The following is a 19,155-nucleotide window of genomic DNA, read 5'->3' as shown; positions in this document are numbered from 1 at the left end:
ATGTTTATCAGTCCTCCGTATGGGTAACGCGGTTTACCCGCTCTGGGCCGAACAATTCAGCCAAAACCGATTATAGCATGTTTCGGTTCCGCGGGCAATCCATTTTTGCACGCTTTGTGAAAAATGGCCCGGCCGCCCGTGCTTTTTTGCTGCAGCAGGCGGCCGGAGGCCGAATTTGATTCAGCTTTACTGGGAAACGGTCGGCAGGCTGCCCAGATTGTTGTCCTCCGAGTCGTCCGGAAGGGAACGAAGGTATTCCGTCCCTTTTTTCACGGCGACCGCCACGCCCCGGATTTTGTTCTCTCTTGCCAGATGAACGCCCTCATCCCGGGTGACTTTTCTGCCGTCCGAGAGCTGGTACCCGGTTATTTTGCCGGAGGCTTTGACAAGCCCCGTGATGGAAAGCGCGTCCGCTTCCGGCTCCGGTGTAAATTCGTTGATGGCCTTTGGCAGAGGCCCGTTGTTTTCTCCCTGTGTTTCCTGTCCCATTTACATAACTCCTTTCCGCTTTTAGTTTTTGCGGACAAAGCCGTTTTATTCCCCGCGCCGGCCGATGGGGCGCGGCGGGCTGCCGCACAGTTTTTATCACTGCGCGTATTATAAAACAGAAGCAAAAGGAGGTTTTTTCTTTATGATGGATATGGACAATATGAACATGAAAATGAAAATGGATCAAATGGACCGCTGCGGCCATTTAAGCATAGGGATGGAAGCGCCGGATTTTACCGCGAACACAACCTTCGGGCCGATCCGCTTTTCGGATTATCGGGGGAAATGGGTGGTGTTCTTTTCTCATCCCGGCGATTTCACGCCGGTTTGCACAACGGAATTTGTCGCCTTCGCACAGGCTTTTCCGAAGTTCCAGCAGCGAAACGTTCAGCTGCTGGGCCTGAGCATCGACAGCAATCCCTCCCACCTGGCATGGGTGCGCTCCATCGCCCGGACGACGGGAATCTCGATTCCGTTCCCGGTGGTGGCCGACCGGACGGGCGAGGTTGCCTGCCTGTACGGAATGGTCGCCCCGGACGTGAGCAAGCAGGAAACGGTTCGGAATGTCTTTCTTATCGATCCGAATCAAATTATCCGCGCGATTCTGATTTATCCGCTGACGAACGGGCGCAGCATTCCGGAAATTCTGCGTCTGGTGGACGCGCTGCAGACGACCGACGCCGACAAGGTCGTCACGCCGGCAAACTGGCAGCCTGGTCAGCCTGCGCTGGTCCCGCCGCCGCAGACGTACAGCGCTTTGCTGGAACGGGAAAAAGACCCGGAGGAACTGGGATTGACCTGCAAGGACTGGTTCTGGTGCTACAAGCAGCTGCCGAACGGAAAAGAAAACGCGGGGAACAAGTAAGAAAAGCCCGAAAAAACGTCTGACGGCGCTTTTTCGGGCCTTTTCTCGTGCAATTCGATTTGGAGGAATCTGCGGTCTACCGCTTGCTGCCGAGGAAAAAGAGCGCCATGGTTCCGGGTCCGGAATGCGTCCCGATGACGGGGCCGACGTTTCCGATGACAAAATTTTTGACACCCATGCGTCGTTTGATTTCCCCGGCGAGGTACTCCGCGTCCTCCCGGCAGTCGCCGTGGCTGATGAAAACCGTCTGGGACGCGGGATCGTCGGCGGACTGTTCCATATGGTCCGCCAGCGCGTCCAAAGAAGCGCGGCGCCCGCGAACCTTGCCCATCGGAATCAGATGGCCCTCGTCGTCAACGTGCAGAACCGGTTTGATATTCAGCATGGTGCCGAACAGCGCCGTCGCGCCGGAGATGCGTCCCCCGCGTTTTAAATGGTTCAGGTCGTCCACGGTGAACCAGTGGCAGAGACGGAGCTTGTTTTCTTCCACCCAGCCGCGGACTTCTTCGATGCTTTTGCCCGCGCGCTTCATCTGTACGGCGAGGTAGATTAAAAGCCCCTGGCCGAGCGAAGCGGCGAGGGTATCTACGGCAAAGACCTTTCGTCCCGGATATTTCTCCGCGAGTTCTTCGCAGGCGATTTTCGCGGAACTGTAGGTTGCGGAAAGGCCGGAGGAAAACGCGATGTCCAGAATATCCACGCCCTGCTGCAGCAGCGGCTCCATGGCGCTTTTATAAGCGTCCACGTTCACGGCGGAGGTGGTGCAGGGCTCGCCGGCACGGATACGGCGGTAAAACTCGCCGATCGGCATCTCGCGTTCGTCCAGATAATTGTGGTACTCCTTTCCGTTCAAATGAAAGGAAAGGGGCAGAACCACCAACTCAAGCTCCTTTGCCAGCTCACTCGGCAAATCGCAGGAAGAGTCCGTCACAATCACATAATCCGCCATCGTTTTCTCCCTCTGATGAAACTGATTTATACGTTCCTGCTTTTTATTTTACCACCGCTTTCCAAATTATGCAATCGCGGCGCCGCCGAACTTTGGAAATCATAAGGTGTCAAACAATAGAATATGTCGTGTGAAAGAACGGATCATACGCTTAGACGACGACTTCCCGCCTTGAAACGGCGCGGACAGACAGAAAAAGAATGCCTGCGACGGCAAGCAGAAAAGCAGGCGCGGGAATATGAAACCACAGAACCGTGCCGACATCGTTCCATGTTTCCGCGTTGTTGAGCTGCGCGGCAAAAAAATAGGCAAAAAAGGACAGGACGATGAAAAGAATTTTCGCCTGGGTAAAATCAAACAGGCTTTCGACCAGAATCAGCACGCAGCAAAGGATGACGGCCGCCTCGAAGGATGCCGCGACGGAGCGGAGCAGACCGGGTTCCACCTCACCGAATCGAATCCGCACGGCGAGAAGCGCCGACGCGGCGCCGGCGGCGGACCCCAGCAGCCCCAGCAGAAATTTGGGCAGGATCAGCGAAAGGCGGGAGACCGGAAGAGAAAACAGGTAAGAGTCCCAGCGCGACTTTTGGTCCGCCTCAAACGAGCTCATCAGAAGAAACAGGGGAAGAATGACGACCGTCCAGAGCGTCAGGCCCTCCAGACCTTCCCGCAGTCCCGCGACGGCGTAAAAGACCGAGAAAACAGAAAGCAAAAGAAGAAGGAACAGGCATCTGTTGCAAAGCAGTTTCAATTCTCTGAAAAACAGGCCGGCGACCGCGCCGGCCTGCCTGGAAAGGGCCCGGCGGCCCGCATTCCCCACGGTCTTAATCCTCCTTGTTTCTGAAAATCCGGCAGGAGACCTGGAAAGAAATTAGAACGACCGCGACCGCCGCCAGCGGGAGAAAACGAATCAAAAGCAGAACGGTCGACACGGACGGCAGGGGCAGGTTTGCCTTTTGAAGCAGAATCAAGCCGAGAGTCGGCAGCAGCACGACGATCATCAGTGCCATCCGCGCCTTTTGCGTGCCGTATTTGTACATCAGAGGAAACAGAATCGCGCAGAACAGCAGCGCGATGCTCCACGATGCCCAGAGCGCCGCCAGATTGTCGGGCGATATGCCGCGGAGGACGACCAGCTCGGCCAGGAAAGAAATCAGGGTCAGGCAGGTGGCGACCCCGACCCCCAGCGAATAACGGGCAAGAACAACGCCGCTTTTCGCCACGGGAAGGCTTCGCTCATAGACGCTCCATTTTGCGGCCTCATCGTAAGCAAACGCGTTGACGGAAAGAAGCATCGTCAGCAGCACGGTTACGGAGGAGAAGATTCCGGAGGCCGAATCGTCGCCCGCCACCGCGAAAAGAACAAAATAAAATGCAAGCAGCAGCAGCAGAACTTTTGCCGTGCGCCTGAGATACATCAAATCTTTCAGGATGAGGCCTGTCATGAATTTTCCCCCTTTGCATACAGCAGCATGATTTCGTCGAGCGGCGCGGCGTCTATGACCAGCTCCGGATATTTCCGCTTGGCGGCGGCGCGGTCGGCTACCAGCGCCTCGCATTCAAACGAACCGCGCCGGACGCGCAGAAAATCGGAGGAATCCAGTTTGTCAAGCTGAGAAGCGCCGCATTTCAAAAGCCCCAGATGTTCTTCCAGCTCGTCTTTCGCCCGGCTGAACACGACTTGCCCCTCGTGGAGAAAAGTTACGTAATCGGCGACGCGCTCCAGATCGGACGTGATGTGCGAGGAGAAAAGAATCCCGCAGCGTTCGTCCTGAATGAAATCGAGCAGCAGGTCGAGAATATCGCTGCGCATGACGGGGTCCAGACCGCTGGTCGCCTCGTCCAGAATCAGCAGGCGAGGCCTGTGCGCGAGCGCGGCGGCGATGCCGAGCTTCATCCGCATGCCCCTGGAATATTCCTTGATCTTTTTTTCGGGCGGAAGGGAAAAATCCCTGAGATACCGCCGGTATAAATCGCGGTCCCAGGCTTTGAACACCCTTTTTAAAATCAGGTCGACGTCTTTGGCACGGAATTCGCCCGAAAAACAGCTTTCGTCGAACACGACGCCGATCTGCTCTTTGACGGAGACCTCGTCTTTGATGTTGTCCTTCCCGAAAATGCGGATGCTGCCGCCGTCGCGCCGGATTTCGTTTAAGATCAGACGGATGGTGGTGCTCTTTCCCGCGCCGTTTTCGCCGATCAGCCCCATGATGCTGCCCTCCGGCACGGTAAAGCCGACGTCCCGCAGCGTAAAAGAGGGGTAGTTTTTGCAGACGCCCTCAAGCTCCAGCAATGTTTCCATAAATAAACTCCTTTAATCGTTTCCGCCGTACAGGCGGTCCAAAACTCCGTGCAGCTCCCCGGGGGAAATCCCGCTCTGGCGGGCAAGCTCCACCGCCCGGCCCAGCAGTTCCTCCACCCGGCGGGACTGCTCCGCCCTGACCAGCTTCATATCCTTTTGAGCGACGAAGCAGCCTTTGCCCGCCACGGTTTCGAGAAATCCCTCCGCTTCCAGGTCGGAATAGGCCCGGCGCGTCGTGATGACGCTGATGTGAAGCTGGCGCGCGAGCAGCCGCATGGAGGGAAGAAGATCCCCCGCGCGAAGCGCTCCCGAAAGAATCTGGCTTTTGATCTGTGCGGTAATCTGTTCGTAGATCGGCCGTGGATCGGAATTACTGATAACAATGTCCAGTTCATATCACCGCGCCTTCAAAACTGTATATATCATATATACACAGTATCATCAACCAACAGAATTGTCAAGATTATTTTTTTATTTTGCCCTGTTCAGAGAAAAATCTGCGGTTGTTCCGCGGTGAGTTGAAAGGGGGCCTGAGATTGACTCGGAACGGGAAGAAAAGCCGGAGCCTGAAAAACGGTTATGAAAAGCTCGCGTTCGGCAGCGTAAACGATGCGGTGCGCCTGCTGTTCGGGGATGAGCCGGAGCCCGCGGAGCTGGAAAAAATGGATTTCGGCAATATCGCGGAAATCCGAAGGCTGAAGGACGGCGCGCTGGAAATCAAGTTTTACGACCGCCTTCGCGCGCTGGACTGCCTGCGCAGCCTGAACGAGCAGGGCGCCGGCGATTCGCCGCTTTACCGCGCGCTGCAGCAGTGCGCGAAGGAGGCGTGGGAGGAAAAAGGGAATGGAGCTTAGCGCCTTTTCCCGGAGGCAGAGGCAGGCGCTGAGCTGGTGGTGCCCGGGGTCTCCGCACGCGGCGCGGGACGCGGTTGTCTGCGACGGCGCGGTGAGAAGCGGAAAAACCCTGTGCCTTGGGCTTTCGTTTGTCATGTGGGCGCTCGCCCGGTTTGACAAAAGGTCGTTCGCGCTGTGCGGCAAGACGATCCGTTCGCTGCGGCGGAATCTGGTGACGACCCTGCTTCCGGCGCTGACCGAATCCGGATTTTCGTGCGTTTACCGCGCCGGGGAGAACCGGATCGAGATTTCTTACGGCAAAAGCCGGAACTGCTTTTACCTGTTCGGCGGGAAAGACGAGGGCTCCGCGGCGCTGATTCAGGGCATGACGCTCGCGGGCGTGTTTTTCGACGAAGTCGCGCTGATGCCGCGTTCCTTTGTGGAGCAGGCGCTGGCGCGCTGCTCGGTGGAGGGCTCCAAATTCTGGTTTTCCTGCAATCCGGAGGGCCCCGGCCACTGGTTTTACCGCGAGTGGATTGAACGGGCGGAGCAGAAAAACGCGCTGCGCCTGCATTTTGCAATGGAGGACAACCCGTCGCTTTCCCCGCAAATCCTGGCGCGGTACCGCTCGCTTTACTCCGGCACCTTCTACGAACGGTTCGTGCTGGGGAAATGGGTCGCGGCGCAGGGCCTGGTATACCCGTTTATGACGGGGGAGCTGTTCTGCGACGTGCCGGAGGGCGGATTTTCGCGCTATGCCGTTTCGTGCGATTACGGAACGGTCAATCCCTGCTCGATGGGGCTGTGGGGTCTGCGCGACGGAATCTGGTACCGCATCCGGGAGTCCTATTACGATTCCCGGAAAACCGGGGAGCAGCGGACGGACGAGGAGCATTACGCCGCGTTGGAGCGCCTTTGCGGAGAGCGGAGCATCGACCGCGTTGTGGTCGACCCCTCCGCCGCGAGTTTTCTGGAGGTGATCCGCCGGCACGGCAGATACCGCGCCAGGAAAGCGGACAACGCCGTCCTGGACGGAATCCGGAAGACCGGGGCCGCGCTCAAGCAGGGAAAGGTGAAGGTCTGCCGCTGCTGCGGGGACGCGGTCCGGGAATTCGGGCTGTACCGATGGGACGAAAAAAAGAGGGGCGACGTTCCGCTCAAGGAAAACGACCACGCGATGGACGAGATCCGCTATTTTGTCACATCATTGCCCGGCGCGGACGGCGGCTGCTTCGCCGTCGCGGCGCCGAGGGGAGAGGGGGAAAACATGCTTTTTAAACGGAAACAGCCGGGCGCCGCGGTGCGGGCGGTCCAGACGGCGGAGCGGAGCTCGAATTTTTCGGAGCTGGACTCCTATGTGCCGCTGTGCGCCGGGGAGCGCCGTCTTTACGACGCGATGCGGGAAGCCGTGCCGCTGATCGACGCGGCAATCTGCAAGATTCTGCGTTTGGTCGGCGGCTTTACGGTTTCCTGCCCGAACCGGGATTCGGAACGGGAGCTGAACCGCTTTTTGCAGACCGTACAGGTGGGGGCGGACCGGAGGGGAATCGAAAGCTTTTTGTCTTCGTACCTGGATCAGCTGCTTACCTACGGCAACGCGGTCGGGGAAATGGTGGTTCAGGGGGGCCAACTTCGCGCGCTTTACAACGCTTCGCTGGACGATGTGGAGCTGCGCGCGAAGTCGCCGCTCTCCGTTGAGGTATGCCGGAGGGAAAGCGGCGGCAGCGTGCCGGTGCGGTACCCGGAACTGGTGTTCTGCTCCGCGCTGAATCCGCCGCCGGGCAGCGCGCAGGGCGTTTCGATCCTGCGCGGGCTGCCGTTTGTCAGCCGCATTCTGGTTCAGATTTTTCACACCGTCGGGGTGAACTGGCAGCGCCTCGGCGCGGTGCGCTTCGCGGTGACCTATCAGCCGGATCCCGACGCGGCGGACCGCGCGTTTTCAAGGGAACGCGCGGAGCAGATCGCCTCGGAATGGGGCCGCGCGATGCGCGGGGACAGCGTGAGCGATTTTATCGCGGTCGGCAACGTGAGCATCAGGGCGATCGGTTCGGACGTTCGGATTCCCGACAGCGAGGTTCCGGTCCGGCAGATTCTGGAGCAGATCGTCGCAAAGCTTGGCATCCCGCCGTTCCTGCTCGGCCTGACGTGGACTTCGACCGAAAGAATGTCCAGCCAGCAGGCGGATATTCTGACCAGCGAGCTGGAAGCGTACCGCAGAATGCTGAATCCCGTCATCCTGAAAATCTGCGGATTGTGGCTGCGGCTGAACGGGGATACGCAGGACGTTTCCGTCGACTGGGACGACATCACGCTTCAGGACGCCACCGAGCTTGCCGCCGCGCGGTATCAGAACGCGAGGGCGGAACAGCTCGAGCGGACCGTCCGGTCGGGACGGCCCGAACCATCCGGTTCTTCCGCGGCTGCGCCGGACACGACTTAAGGGAATTGAAAATGAGAGAAGCAGGCTCGTCCCTTGGAGCTTCTTTTGAACAGGCAAATGAGCGGGACGGCATTTTGACGGGCGACGCGGCGCTTTGCAAATCAAGCGACGATCAGGATGAATCAGGGACAGATGAAACAGGAATAAAGGAGGAATTGCTATTCTTACAAAATCGTATGCGCAGGACGGCGCGGCGAACGCGCCGGAAATCGGCTCGATTCCGGATGCGGAGGCGCTTAAAAAGATCAACCGCTTTACGCGGAGGGCCTTTTCGGCGGAGGAGCTTTATGTGTTCCCGGTCGTGCTGTGCGACAACGAAATTGACCGGGACGGCGAACGGTTCACGGTCCCGGCGCTCGAAAAGCTTGCGGAGCTGTTTGTCGGCAAAACGGGAATCTTCAACCACAGCGGCAGGGCGCAGGATCAGGCGGCGCGGATTTTCGACTGCCGCGTCGAAAGAGACCCGGAGCGCGTCACGACGGCGGGCGAGGCCTACACGCGGCTGAAAGCGAGCGCGTACCTGCCGCGCACGGAAAAAAACGACGGCCTGATGGCGGAACTGGAAAGCGGCATTAAAAAGGAGGTCAGCGTCGGGTGCGCCGTGCGGAGCGTGACCTGCAGCGTCTGCGGCACTGACCTGAAAAACGGAGCCTGCGGCCACGAGCGCGGGCAATCCTACGGGGGCGCCGTCTGCTGCGCGGTGCTGGACGAACCGACAGACGCCTACGAATGGTCGTTTGTCGCCGTGCCCGCCCAGCGGGAGGCGGGCGTCGTGAAAAGCTACTCCGGAGCGGAGCGGACGGAAAACATTCTGAAGACCCTGCGTTCCGGTGAAACCGTAACGCTCACACAGCGGGAAGCCGCGCGGCTTTCAGAGAAAATTTCGGCGCTGGAGCGGGAAGCCGCCTGCGGGCGCGCCTACCGCGCGGAGCTGACGAAGGAATTCGTGCGGTGCGCGGCGCTTTCAAAGCCGGGCATTCCGGCGGAGGCGCTGCGCAGGGCGTCGGACGGAATGAACCTGGACGACCTGAAATGCTTTGCGGCGGCATTCCGCAGGGACGCGGAGCGCCTGGTGCCGCTCACGCCGCAGCTTTCCGGCGCGGGCAGAGAGACTTTGGCGGACGATTCGGCTTTTAAAATATAAAGGAGGAGTATTTTTATGAACGTATCGTTAAACGGATTCCGGGAATCCATGGTGACATTTGAAGCGGAACAGGGCGTTGCGGCGGGCGCGCCGGTCAAGCTGACGGCAAACGGAACCGTCGGGCCCTGCGCGGACGGCGAGGTATTCTGCGGCTTGGCGGAAAACGAGCGCTGCGGCTTCGCGGCGGTTCGGCTCGGCGGCTATGTGCGCCTGCCCTATGACGGGACGGCGCCGTCGGTCGGGTACCAGACCCTGTGCGCGGCGGCAAACGGAAAGATCAGGACGGCGGAAACAGGCGGCAGAAGCCTGCTGGTCGCCGATGTGGACGAGGCCGCGAAGCTTTGCGGCGTGATTCTTTAAAGGAGGACGCATCCATGAAATACGAATCCGTCCGTTTGGAAAAGGGCATGTACGGCGTGCCCGGAAAATCCTTTGCCCAGGTGCTGGAGGGACTGGATCCCTCCGACGGATACGCGGGAACCCCGCTGGAGGGGCTGGACGCGTACCAGCGCCAGCTCAAGCGTTTTGACATCCGGGTCGGCGGCCCCTCTTCCGATAAAATCGAAAAATTCTTTCAGACCGGCGATTCCGCCGCGCTGTTCCCGGAGTACGTCTCCCGCGCGGTGAGGCAGGGCATGGAGCAGGCGAACCTGCTGCCCGACCTTGTGGCGGCGACGACGCAGATCGAGTCGTTGGACTACCGCACGATTACGTCCGACCCCGGCGAGGACGACCGGTCGTTGAAGCCGGTGGCGGAAGGGGCGCAGCTGCCGCAGACCGGCGTGACCGTCAAGGACAAGCTGGTGAAGCTGAACAAGCGCGGCAGGATGCTGGCGGCAAGCTATGAGGCGCTGCGGTTCCAGAGGCTGGACCTGTTCACCGTGACGCTCCGGCAGATCGGGTCGGCCATCGCGCGCAGCCAGCTGAGCGACGCGATCGCGGTTCTGCTCAGCGGCGACGGCGGGGACGAGCCCGCCGAAACGGTGGCCGCCGCGGGGACGACTCCGGTTTACGGGGACCTCATCAACCTGTGGAGCGGGCTTTCCCCTTACACGCTGAACACGATGCTTGCGTCAACGGCGGCGATGAAGGACCTGCTTTCGATTGCGGAATTCAAGGACGCGACCGCCGGGCTGAATTTTCAGGGCACCGGAAAGCTCATCAGCCCGCTGGGCGCGAAGCTGCTGCACGCGCCGCAGATGGAAGCCGGAAAAATCATCGGGCTGGACAAAACCTGCGCGCTTGAGATGGTGCAGGCGGGCGGCGTCACGACCGATTCCGACCGGCTGATCGACCGCCAGCTGGAGCGCACGGCAGTCAGCGTGACGGCGGGCTTTGCGCGCCTGTTCGACGGCGCGGTCAGGGTCCTGACCTACGGGGCGTAACCGGTGATTGAAATCAGGACCGATGACGTGCTCTCGCGGTTCGCGGCGCTTTCCGGGCGGGAGGACGTTGAAACATACCGGACGCTCTGCGGCGACGCGGCCGGGGAAATCGGAAGGGTGCAGCGCGATTCCTGCGGAGAGGACGGCCGGCCGGCGCTGACCGCCGCGGCGGCGGCGCTGGCGTTTTATCGGTACACGCTGGCCCGCGCGGGAGTCGGAGCGGGGTCGTTTGCCGCCGGGGACGTTAAAATTACGGAGCAGGCCGGGAATCCGTCGTCCGCAAAGGCGCTGTGGAACGGGGCGGCGGCCGCCGCCGCTCCGTTCCTTACGGACGGGGGATGCTTTCTGTTCGGGAGAATCCGCCCGTGACCCGCCGCGCGGCCGTGGAAGCCATGCTTCTAAAATACGGGTCCCCGGCGACGCTGAACGGAACGCAGGTCCGGGCGGTGATCCGCCCTCTGGAAATTCAGTCCGGGGCGGACCGCGGCCTGACCGGCAGGGATTCCGGCCTCTCTTACCGGTTCACCGGGCCCGCGGGATGCGGCCTTTCCGAAGGGGACGCGCTGGAAGCGGACGGAGCAAGTTACAGCGTCCGCCGGGCCGGCACGGCAATGCTTGGGACCGAGGCTTTATATGACTGGGCCGTTTTGCGGGAACTTCCCGGCGCGGCGGATTCGGAAATCGTGCTGCTTGCGGCCGACGGAACCGTTCTGGCCCGCGCGAAGGGCTACGAAACGCGCACCCTTCGCGACGGGTGCGAAGTCCGCTCCTGGGGGGAAGGGACTCCGGCACAGATCGCCGAGGGGGAAACCCGTTATGAACTGAGCCTGTTCGGCGTTACGGCGGAAGCCGGGGAAATTTGTTCCGGCCTGGGGGAATTTTCGGTCGAAATCCGGGGAAAAACACGAAAAACGGCGTACTCCGGGTGCCGGGTGCAAAACGAAACAAAAACGGGAGGGAAGTCGCTGGAGCCGCGGCGTTCCCTGCTGGTGCTGGCGGCGGGAAAAACGGAGGAGGAGTCGGCATGACGGAAGACACGGCGGAAGAAATTTCGAGGGCGATCGAGCGCGACTGCCGCAGGTACCCGCGAAATCTGAACCTTGAGGGGGAATCGGATGCGTCTGAAACCGATGAGCTATAAAGACTATATCTGGCAGCGCAATCCGGAAACCGTGACGGTTTCGCGAGAAAAAAAGGTGGGCAGCTACCCGGTTCCATACGTCGGGAACGCCTTGCAGGACCTCGGCGGCGCGAGCCGCACGGTGCGGGGCGCCGGCGCGTTTTCCGGCTCCGGGTGCGCGGAGGAATTCGGAAAGCTCGCCGCCGTTTTTTCCGAAGAGGGAGCGGGCCAGCTGATTCTGCCGGACATGGCGCCGTTTTCGGCGGTGTTTTCCTCTTTGACCCGGAAGGGCGATCCCCGTCCGGATTACATCGGGTACGAATTCGAATTTCTGGAGGACGGCTCCGCACCGGAGGACGAATCGGTCGTCAGCGACCCGCAGGTGTATGTCTGCAAGGCGGGCGACACGCTGTTTTCCGTGGCGGCGGCGTACGGGGTCGGCGTGGACGTTCTGAGGGACGCGAACCCCCACATCCAGTGGCCGGACGACCCCGGAGTTGGAACGGAGGTGACGGTGCCGTGATCTGTTTCGGAACCGGGCCGGAGGGCGGGTTCAGGCTGCCGGCGCCGGTGAGGATCCGGCTGGACCGCGGCGCGGACGCCCCGGCGGACGGGTTCGAGGGAGTGTTCCCGATGCCGAAAAGCTGCGGGCCGCTGACCGGCCTCACGATTCAAAACGGGGACGGTTCGGCGCTTTTTGACGGAATCGTGGACGAGCAGGAGCAGGGACTGAGCGGAGGAACGCTCACCCTTTCCGCCCGCAGCCGCGCGGCGCTGCTGCTGGACAACGAAGCAATGCCGCAGAATTATGTCAACCCGTCGCTCGGGACCGTTTTCGACCGGCATGTGCGCCCATACGGATTTGCGCGGTACCTGGGAGAAGATAAAGTTTTCTCCGGAACCTTGTCCGTTTCCAAGGGAATGAGCGAATGGGCCGCCGCCGCGTCCTTTTGCACCCGTTTTTTAAAGACCGAGCCGCGCGTCGTGAACGGCGTGTTCGACGCGTCGGGCGCGGCGCCCGGGCGGGAAATCGTATTCGGGAAGGGCGGCGTTCGCTTTACCTCCGGGCTGCTGAGGAACCGGAACTGCGAGCTGTATTCCGAAGTTTACGCGCTGGACCCGGACGGCGGAGCCTATTTTTTGGCGGCGGCCGACAGCGGGGCGGAAACGCTCGGAGTCAGGCGCAGGCGTTTCCTGAGCGGCGGGGCGGACGCTTCCGCGGTGCTCAAAAAGGCGGAGCAAAGCGCGTTCGAGGCGGTGCTGGACTGCCCGGGAAACATCGCGGCCCCGCTGCTGTCTCCGGCGCGGATCGCCGGAACTGAAACCGGAGGCTCCCTCTGCGTTCGGTCCGCGCGCTATGTGCTCGAAGCACAGGGGGAACATACCGTTATCACGCTGAGGAGGAAATAAATCGTGTGGATTTCTCAGAAAATCATCGCGTCCCAGGCGGAAAGGCCCGCCGCGGAGCTTGCGAAAACGACCGGCGGCGCCGCGGCGCAGGGCGCGGGCGAATACCGGAACCTGCCGTTCGCGGGGCCGTGGGGAATCGCCTATCAGCCGCCGAACGCGGCGCAGGCCGTGATTGTCTCGACCAGCGCGGGGGACGCCTGCGTCGGGACGCTGGCCGCCGACCGGGGGCTCAAACCGGGGGAGCTGCTGCTGTATTCCTCCGGCGGGGCGGAACTTTACCTGAAAAACAACGGAGACATCGTCATCAACGGGAAGGTCTTTTCAAGGGAGGCGGCAAATGGATCTTGAACTATCCGGCGGGGATTTTCTCACCGGCGAAAACGGAAGGCCGGAATCGGTTTCCGGCAAGGAGGAGCTGTTTCAGCGGGCAACGATCCGGCTGACCGTGCCGCTCGGCTCTTTTTCCTGTGACCCGTCGCTCGGCAGCCGCCTGCACACGCTGAAATCGGGAACGCCGTTCCCGGACGAAAAGGCCTTTTCCATGGCGCAGGAGGCGCTGCGGGGAATGCCGCAGCTGACGGTGACCGGCGCGGCGGTCTCACAGGCCGACCCGCCGACTGTAACGGTCACGCTGAATTACGGCGGCGAAAGCCGTGAAGTGGAGGTGAAGCTCTGACGGAAAGCTATGAAGACATTCTGGCCAGAATGAAAAAGAAATTTACCGACCTCGCCGGGTATTCGCCGGACGACGCTTCGGATCTCGGAATTCGCATGAAACTGCTGGCGGGGGAAATTTATTCGGTGGAAACGGCGGCCGACTGGCTCAGGCGGCAGACCTTCGCGCAGACCGCGAGCGGACGGGAGCTGGATTACCGGGCGCAGGAGCGGGGAATCGTGCGGAAGGAGCCCGTCGCCGCCCACGGCACGCTGACCTTTTCCCGTGATTCGACCATCTGGTTCGACCTGCCGATTGACTCCGGAATCGTCTGTTCCACCGCGGGCGCCAATCCCGTGCGGTATGTCACGACACAGGCCGCCGTGCTGAAAGCGGGAACGCTCAGCGTGGACGTTCCCGCTGCGGCGCAGGAAAGCGGCTGCGCGGGCAACACGGAGGCCGGAACGGTCTCCGTTCTGGTCACGCCGCCCACCGCCATTCAGGCCGTAACCAACGCCGCCGCTTTTTCAGGCGGCGAGGACAGGGAAACGGACGACGCGCTGCGCTCCCGGCTGCTGCAAAGCAGCGCCGCCGCCGGGAACGGAGGAAACGCGGCGTATTACCGGGATTACGCGCTCGCCTGCGACGGGGTCGACTCGGCCAGCGTGATTCCAAGGGCGAACGGAGCCGGTACGGTGGCGCTGTATCTGGGCGGCAGGGGATGCGCCCCCTCCGACGGCGTGGTCAGCCGGGTATCGGAAGGACTCAACGCGGAACGGGAAATCTGCACCAAGGTGACCGTCGCCCCGGCGCAGACCGTTGCTTACAACGTGACGGCAAAAGTGACCGCGAAGACGGGACTTGCTTCCGCCGATGTGATCGCAGCCTGCAAAACGGCGGTTCAAAATTATTTTTACGGCCTCGGCGTTTCGGAGCAGGTGGTCCCCGCAGCACTCGTCGCCGCGCTGTTCGGCACCGGGATGATCGGCGACTGTTCCCTCAGCACGGCGTCGTCGCCGGTTGCAGCCAACCAGCTTGCCGTGTGCGGCGCCGTGACCGTTACCGTGGCTTAGGAGGGATGAGCGTGGATACCCTGGAATCGATGAAAAATCAGCTGAGCTCGACCGGCCTGTACCGGCTGGACGGCACGACGACGGTGGATTATGAGCTGGCCGCCTATGCCGAAGGGCTCAACGCGCTGCGAAACGGGCTTTCCGCCCTGCAGGCCGAAAGCTACGTTGCGACGGCGTCCGACTACGGGCTCCTGGAAAAGGAGCGGGCCTGCGGGCTGCCGTCCTCCGGCGGGGTTTCCGACCGGCGGGCGGCTTTGCTGAAGCTGGGCGCGGTGAGGCCGGGCGCCTGCACCAAAGAGGGGCTGGAATCGGCTCTTTCCGCATTTGGGCTTTCGGTCAGCCTGGAGGAGGACGCGGCAAATTCGAAAATTATCGCGCATTTTCTTTCGCAGCCTCCCTGCGGGCAAACGGAAGCCCAAAGGATACTGGAAATATTTTGCCCCGCTCATTTGACGGCGGAATCGGATTTCACAGGCGTTTCGTGATACAATAACCGTGTCATAGGGGAATGCGCCCGTTTCGACAGAATATGATTGCATTTTCCCGGAATCTGATGTATTTTGATAGAACAACGGAGAGAAAACAGGGGGAAACGGACGCGGAAAACCGCAGAAAAGGAGCGGGAAATCGAAAATGCACGAAAATAAAGAGAAGCTGGAACGCGCCCTGCTGGTGGAAGTGGACACGGGGGGTTATGACGCGCAGGCGTCTTTGGCCGAGCTGTACGAGCTGACCCGCAGCGCGGGCGCGCAGCCGTTCGGCGCGATGACGCAGAAACGGCCTTCGCAGGACGCCGCGACCTGCGTGGGAAGCGGAATGATGCGGCAGATTGCCGAGTTTGTTCAAAAATATGAATTGAACCTTTTGATCTTTGACTGTGAGCTGACCCCGACCCAGATTCGGAACATCGAACGGGAAAGCGGGGTTCGCGCCGTCGACAGAACAATGCTGATTCTGGATATTTTCGCCTCAAGAGCGCAAAGCAGGGAGGGCAAGCTGCAGGTGGAGCTTGCCCAGCTGAAATATCTGCTGCCCCGCCTGGGCGGGCGCGGAAGCGAGCTTTCCCGGCTCGGCGGCGGAATCGGCACGCGGGGGCCGGGCGAAAGCAAGCTGGAAACCGACCGGCGGCACATCCGGCGCCGGATCGATTCGCTCACCGCACAGATTCACGACGTGGAGATGCACCGCAGGCAGATCAGCCGGCGGAGAAAAAAAGACGGCTTTGTCACCGTGGCGATGGTCGGCTACACGAACGCGGGAAAATCGACTTTGATGAACGCGCTGACCGGCGCGGGCGTGCCGGCGGAGGACATGCTGTTCTGCACGCTGGACCCGACGGCCCGCGCGCTGCGGCTGCCGGGCGGTGAGACGGTGCTGCTGATCGATACCGTCGGGCTGGTGCGCAGGCTGCCCCATCACCTGGTGCGGGCGTTCCGCTCCACGCTGGAGCAGGCCGCGGAGGCGGACATCATTCTGAACGTGTGCGACGCTTCCAGCCCGGAGGCACCGGCGCATCTGGACGTGGCGAAAAGCCTCCTTTCTGAGCTCGGCTGCGGGGACAGGCCCGTGATTCCCGTCCTGAACAAATGCGATCTGATCCCGGATCTCGGCGAGATCCCGATGATCGGCCACGCCGTGCGGATCAGCGCCAAAACCGGGGAGGGGCTGAATCAGCTTTTGCAGACGATTGAAGACAATCTGGAGGCGCCGTCCATGCGGGTCCGGCTGCTTCTTCCGTTTACGGAATCCGGCCTTGAGGCGGAGATTCGCAAAAATGGAAGCGTGGAAAGCGAGGAATATACCGAAAACGGTTTTATGCTGACGGCGAATATTCCCCCGGACCTTTCCGGGGCGCTGAGCAAATATATTATTGAATAAGAGGAAATCTCCGTCAGGGCGCCGATAAAACCGCAATGCAATTTTACCTGCGGCGTCGGCTGCACCCGCAAAGTCCGGTCACGTACAGACAGAGCAGAGAGTCCCTTATTGGCAGGTTTGCCGTCTTGTCCCGTGCGATTTTTAACGGCTTGTTTGTTTTTAAACAGGCTGGCTCCGCGAATGATTCGCGGAGTTTTTTTTATGCTTCCCAAATATGTCATACTACACCAAACGGCGAATGAAGTGGATTTGATTTCGTTTCATGTGCCCAAAGTATAATTCGCATGGGAAATTAAAACGGGCCGGCGAGGTTGCTTTTTCCGGCTTTGAGCCCATGAGGCGGAGAATTTGGGAGAGGGTCTCGGTCAATTTTTTTGAGTACCGGCCGATAAATTGAAATAATACGTATTTGCTGCCGTCCCGACAAAAATTACAATTTTCAAAGGAGTTTGGTCGCGGAAATGAAACTGAAATTGAACCATAACCGGGGCAAAAAATTGAAGCCGAGGCAAAAACCGGGGCATAGAATCGGAATTGATTTGGTCGGCCGCAGCCTGACGGCCAAACTGCTTCTATGGATCGGAATCCCCGTCCTCTGCTTTTTCTGCGTTGCCGCCGCGCTCGTACTGAACAATGTGCGGCAGTCCGTTTCACAGATCATCGGAACTCAGCTCAAGGCGCAGTCTGAATCGGTTTCAGGCCAGATCAGCGAATATTTCACCGGTTACCTGAAATCCGCGGAAAGCCTTGCGGCGAACACGCAGGTTCAGAAGCTGTTCCGGGATGCGGGAAAAGGCTCCTCCGTCATGCAGAGCGGCGAGTACATGTCCGTCTTGCAGACGCTGCAAAACGTTCAGAAGATGGACCCGGATAACGTTCTGGCGGTGTGGGCGGCCGATGTGGACACGAGCCAGCTGATACAGTCCACCGGGCAGGTGATGACCTCCGGCTTTACGATTACGGAGCGGCCCTGGTACAAGGAAATGGTCGGGAAAAACGGAGAAGTGCTGACGGAACCTTATCAGGACGCGGCGACGAACCGGCAGATCGTCAGCGTCGTATGCCCGGTCTATGGGGAAGACGGAAGCGCCATCATCGGCGCCGTAGGGGTAGACGTCACCCTTGACACGCTCGGGAAGATCGTGGACGGCTACAAGCTGGGAACGAACGGCTTTTTGATCCTTACCTCCAAAGACGGCACCGTCGTCAGCTCGCCGGACAAAAGCTGGAACGATAAGAGCATGTCGGATGCGGGTCTTCCGGGCAATCTGGTTTCCGCAATTTCAAACAGGACCGCGAAAATCATCACGTACCGGGCCCTTGGGCACACGAATTACGGGTACGTTTCGGCGGTGGGAAAAACCGGATGGGCGGTGACGACCGGGCTGCCGGAAGACGAGTACAGCAGCTCGGTCTCCTCCGTGCAGGGAACGATGGCGCTTGTCTACGGAATTTCACTGATTCTGCTGTGCATTCTGCTGGTTCTCATCTCGCTTTCGATCGTCAGGCCGCTGAAAAAGCTGAGGGGTTCCGCGCAGAAAATCGCGGACGGCGACCTCGAAGTGGCCGTGGACGTCCGCTCGTCCGACGAAATCGGACAGGTCGGCGCCGCTGTTTCCAATATTGTGGGAAGGCTCAAGGAGTATATCCGGTATATCGATGAAATTTCCTCCGTGCTGGACCGGATCGCCGAGGGGAATCTCGTCTATGACCTGAAATGCGATTACGAGGGCGAATTTGCCAGAATCAAGACTTCGCTGCTCCATATCCGCGCCACGCTGTCGGATACCTTCGCGGGCATCACGCACGCCGCCGACGAGGTCGCGGCGGGCTCGGCGCAGATGGCGAGCGGCTCTCAGGCGCTTTCGCAGGGCGCCACGGAGCAGGCGGCTTCCGTGGAAGAGCTTTCCGCTTCCGTGATGGAAATTTCACGGAATGTCGAGAGCAACGCCGAACACGCCAAAGAGGCGAACGGACTTTCCACCGACGCCGCGGAGCAGATGCGGTCCGGAAACGAACGGATGGCGCGGCTTTCCGGGGCGATGGAGGAGATCCGCGAATCCTCCGGCCGGATCAGCCAAATTCTGAAAACGATTGACGATATCGCGTTCCAGACGAATATCCTCGCTCTGAACGCCGCGGTGGAGGCGGCGCGCGCGGGCGAGGCCGGAAAGGGTTTCTCCGTGGTCGCGGACGAGGTCCGCAATCTGGCGGCGAAAAGTTCGCAGGCCGCGAAGGATACCGCGGTGCTGATCGAAGCTTCCCTGCAAAGCGTGGAAAACGGAACCTCCGTCGCGGAGGAAACGAAGGAATCGTTCTCCAGAGCGGCGGACAGCGTCCACCGCACGTCGCAGCTGATGGAGGGAATCGCGAAAACCACGGCCGGGCAGGCCGGTTCCATCCTCCAGATCCGCCAGGGGCTGGACCAGATTTCCGCAACGGTGCAGACGACTTCCGCCACCGCGGAAGAGGCGGCGGCTTCCAGCGAGGAGCTGAGCGGCCAGGCGCAGCAGCTCAAAGCGCTGGTGGACAAATTCGAAATTGAGTAAAATCGGCGGCGCGCAGAAAAGCCGGCTTTCGGAATTTTTCCGGGAGCCGGCTTCGCGCGTTTC

22 protein-coding genes are annotated in these 19,155 nt (G+C 60.6%); 16 read left to right on the top strand and 6 right to left on the bottom strand.

Annotated features, from left to right (window positions below):
• Positions 1-186: 186 nt before the first annotated feature.
• Positions 187-489, bottom strand: coding sequence for a DUF3892 domain-containing protein (locus HCR03_RS11195; protein ID WP_187034256.1), 303 nt, complete (start codon positions 487-489; stop codon positions 187-189).
• A 151-nt stretch (positions 490-640) separates the two neighbouring features.
• On the opposite strand from HCR03_RS11195, the gene HCR03_RS11190 reads away from it, so the two are divergent.
• The gene (locus HCR03_RS11190; protein WP_228725201.1) at positions 641-1,354 is read left to right on the top strand and encodes a peroxiredoxin; all 714 of its coding nucleotides are present in this window, start codon (positions 641-643) and stop codon (positions 1,352-1,354) included.
• A 76-nt stretch (positions 1,355-1,430) separates the two neighbouring features.
• Here the strand turns inward: HCR03_RS11190 and HCR03_RS11185 are convergent, their stop codons facing one another.
• The 5 genes from HCR03_RS11185 to HCR03_RS11165 all read right to left on the bottom strand — a co-directional run bounded on the left by HCR03_RS11185 (position 1,431) and on the right by HCR03_RS11165 (position 4,995).
• Entirely contained in the window at positions 1,431-2,303 is an 873-nt protein-coding gene (locus HCR03_RS11185) for a DegV family protein (RefSeq protein WP_156990435.1), read from the bottom strand.
• Positions 2,304-2,454: 151 nt separating this feature from the next.
• Positions 2,455-3,123: an ABC-2 transporter permease gene (locus HCR03_RS11180; protein ID WP_187034255.1), complete on the bottom strand. Its 669-nt coding sequence runs from the start codon at positions 3,121-3,123 to the stop codon at positions 2,455-2,457.
• A gap of 4 nt (positions 3,124-3,127) precedes the next feature.
• Positions 3,128-3,748, bottom strand: coding sequence for an ABC-2 transporter permease (locus HCR03_RS11175; RefSeq protein ID WP_187034254.1), 621 nt, complete (start codon positions 3,746-3,748; stop codon positions 3,128-3,130).
• Entirely contained in the window at positions 3,745-4,605 is an 861-nt protein-coding gene (locus HCR03_RS11170) for an ABC transporter ATP-binding protein (RefSeq protein ID WP_066645757.1), read from the bottom strand. The genes HCR03_RS11175 and HCR03_RS11170 overlap by 4 nt, the downstream gene beginning before the upstream one ends.
• A 12-nt stretch (positions 4,606-4,617) precedes the next feature.
• Positions 4,618-4,995: a GntR family transcriptional regulator gene (locus HCR03_RS11165; protein WP_066645763.1), complete on the bottom strand. Its 378-nt coding sequence runs from the start codon at positions 4,993-4,995 to the stop codon at positions 4,618-4,620.
• 146 nt (positions 4,996-5,141) lie between these two features.
• Between HCR03_RS11165 and HCR03_RS11160 the strand changes: the two genes are divergently transcribed.
• From HCR03_RS11160 to HCR03_RS11090, 15 genes are all read left to right on the top strand, one after another.
• Positions 5,142-5,459 (top strand): RNA-binding protein, encoded by a 318-nt coding sequence (locus HCR03_RS11160; RefSeq protein ID WP_066645765.1) that lies wholly within the window; start codon positions 5,142-5,144, stop codon positions 5,457-5,459.
• Complete coding sequence (locus HCR03_RS20320; RefSeq protein WP_207727246.1) at positions 5,449-7,878, top strand: PBSX family phage terminase large subunit; 2,430 nt, start codon at positions 5,449-5,451, stop codon at positions 7,876-7,878. The genes HCR03_RS11160 and HCR03_RS20320 overlap by 11 nt, the downstream gene beginning before the upstream one ends.
• A gap of 289 nt (positions 7,879-8,167) precedes the next feature.
• Positions 8,168-9,022 (top strand): hypothetical protein, encoded by an 855-nt coding sequence (locus tag HCR03_RS11150; RefSeq protein WP_228724950.1) that lies wholly within the window; start codon positions 8,168-8,170, stop codon positions 9,020-9,022.
• Positions 9,023-9,037: 15 nt separating this feature from the next.
• Positions 9,038-9,382, top strand: coding sequence for a hypothetical protein (locus HCR03_RS11145; protein ID WP_187034253.1), 345 nt, complete (start codon positions 9,038-9,040; stop codon positions 9,380-9,382).
• Positions 9,383-9,396: 14 nt separating this feature from the next.
• Positions 9,397-10,407 carry a phage major capsid protein gene (locus HCR03_RS11140; RefSeq protein ID WP_187034252.1) on the top strand — a complete coding sequence of 337 codons (1,011 nt, stop codon included), beginning with the start codon at positions 9,397-9,399 and terminating at the stop codon, positions 10,405-10,407.
• A 3-nt stretch (positions 10,408-10,410) separates the two neighbouring features.
• Positions 10,411-10,776 (top strand): hypothetical protein, encoded by a 366-nt coding sequence (locus HCR03_RS11135; RefSeq protein WP_187034251.1) that lies wholly within the window; start codon positions 10,411-10,413, stop codon positions 10,774-10,776.
• Positions 10,746-11,435: a hypothetical protein gene (locus HCR03_RS11130; RefSeq protein WP_187034250.1), complete on the top strand. Its 690-nt coding sequence runs from the start codon at positions 10,746-10,748 to the stop codon at positions 11,433-11,435. The genes HCR03_RS11135 and HCR03_RS11130 overlap by 31 nt, the downstream gene beginning before the upstream one ends.
• Positions 11,436-11,522: 87 nt before the next feature.
• The gene (locus HCR03_RS11125) at positions 11,523-12,050 is read left to right on the top strand and encodes a LysM peptidoglycan-binding domain-containing protein (protein ID WP_187034249.1); all 528 of its coding nucleotides are present in this window, start codon (positions 11,523-11,525) and stop codon (positions 12,048-12,050) included.
• Positions 12,047-12,937 (top strand): hypothetical protein, encoded by an 891-nt coding sequence (locus tag HCR03_RS11120; RefSeq protein ID WP_187034248.1) that lies wholly within the window; start codon positions 12,047-12,049, stop codon positions 12,935-12,937. The genes HCR03_RS11125 and HCR03_RS11120 overlap by 4 nt, the downstream gene beginning before the upstream one ends.
• Before the next feature lie 3 nt (positions 12,938-12,940).
• Positions 12,941-13,285 (top strand): hypothetical protein, encoded by a 345-nt coding sequence (locus HCR03_RS11115; RefSeq protein ID WP_066645780.1) that lies wholly within the window; start codon positions 12,941-12,943, stop codon positions 13,283-13,285.
• Positions 13,275-13,613: a hypothetical protein gene (locus HCR03_RS11110; RefSeq protein WP_066645782.1), complete on the top strand. Its 339-nt coding sequence runs from the start codon at positions 13,275-13,277 to the stop codon at positions 13,611-13,613. The genes HCR03_RS11115 and HCR03_RS11110 overlap by 11 nt, the downstream gene beginning before the upstream one ends.
• Positions 13,614-13,642: 29 nt before the next feature.
• A complete protein-coding gene (locus HCR03_RS11105) occupies positions 13,643-14,665 on the top strand; it encodes a baseplate J/gp47 family protein (protein ID WP_156990445.1) in 1,023 nt (340 codons plus the stop codon).
• An 11-nt stretch (positions 14,666-14,676) separates the two neighbouring features.
• Positions 14,677-15,150, top strand: a complete 474-nt coding sequence (locus HCR03_RS11100; protein ID WP_066645784.1) for a hypothetical protein — start codon at positions 14,677-14,679, stop codon at positions 15,148-15,150.
• A gap of 148 nt (positions 15,151-15,298) precedes the next feature.
• Positions 15,299-16,543, top strand: a complete 1,245-nt coding sequence (gene hflX / locus HCR03_RS11095) for a GTPase HflX (protein WP_066645786.1) — start codon at positions 15,299-15,301, stop codon at positions 16,541-16,543.
• A gap of 461 nt (positions 16,544-17,004) precedes the next feature.
• The gene (locus HCR03_RS11090; RefSeq protein WP_187034247.1) at positions 17,005-19,092 is read left to right on the top strand and encodes a methyl-accepting chemotaxis protein; all 2,088 of its coding nucleotides are present in this window, start codon (positions 17,005-17,007) and stop codon (positions 19,090-19,092) included.
• Positions 19,093-19,155: the final 63 nt, after the last annotated feature.

The sequence above is a fragment of the Caproicibacter fermentans genome, assembly GCF_014303955.1.
GTDB classification, from domain to species: Bacteria; Bacillota; Clostridia; order Oscillospirales; family Acutalibacteraceae; genus Caproicibacter; species Caproicibacter fermentans.
The sequence above is the reverse complement of the archived record's forward strand: the minus strand, read 5'-3'. Positions and strand labels throughout refer to the sequence as shown.

Bases quoted from the DNA above. Each gene is read 5' to 3' on its own strand.
- HCR03_RS11170 (WP_066645757.1), bottom strand. From the start codon at position 4,605: ATGGAAACATTGCTGGAGCTTGAGGGCGTCTGCAAAAACTACCCCTCT.
- HCR03_RS11175 (WP_187034254.1), bottom strand. From the start codon at position 3,748: ATGACAGGCCTCATCCTGAAAGATTTGATGTATCTCAGGCGCACGGCA.
- HCR03_RS11130 (WP_187034250.1), top strand. From the start codon at position 10,746: ATGCTTTCTGTTCGGGAGAATCCGCCCGTGACCCGCCGCGCGGCCGTG.
- HCR03_RS11090 (WP_187034247.1), top strand. From the start codon at position 17,005: ATGAAACTGAAATTGAACCATAACCGGGGCAAAAAATTGAAGCCGAGG.
- HCR03_RS11185 (WP_156990435.1), bottom strand. From the start codon at position 2,303: ATGGCGGATTATGTGATTGTGACGGACTCTTCCTGCGATTTGCCGAGT.
- HCR03_RS11145 (WP_187034253.1), top strand. From the start codon at position 9,038: ATGAACGTATCGTTAAACGGATTCCGGGAATCCATGGTGACATTTGAA.
- HCR03_RS11195 (WP_187034256.1), bottom strand. From the start codon at position 489: ATGGGACAGGAAACACAGGGAGAAAACAACGGGCCTCTGCCAAAGGCC.
- hflX (WP_066645786.1), top strand. From the start codon at position 15,299: ATGCACGAAAATAAAGAGAAGCTGGAACGCGCCCTGCTGGTGGAAGTG.
- HCR03_RS11190 (WP_228725201.1), top strand. From the start codon at position 641: ATGGACAATATGAACATGAAAATGAAAATGGATCAAATGGACCGCTGC.
- HCR03_RS20320 (WP_207727246.1), top strand. From the start codon at position 5,449: ATGGAGCTTAGCGCCTTTTCCCGGAGGCAGAGGCAGGCGCTGAGCTGG.
- HCR03_RS11105 (WP_156990445.1), top strand. From the start codon at position 13,643: ATGAAAAAGAAATTTACCGACCTCGCCGGGTATTCGCCGGACGACGCT.
- HCR03_RS11140 (WP_187034252.1), top strand. From the start codon at position 9,397: ATGAAATACGAATCCGTCCGTTTGGAAAAGGGCATGTACGGCGTGCCC.
- HCR03_RS11125 (WP_187034249.1), top strand. From the start codon at position 11,523: ATGCGTCTGAAACCGATGAGCTATAAAGACTATATCTGGCAGCGCAAT.
- HCR03_RS11110 (WP_066645782.1), top strand. From the start codon at position 13,275: ATGGATCTTGAACTATCCGGCGGGGATTTTCTCACCGGCGAAAACGGA.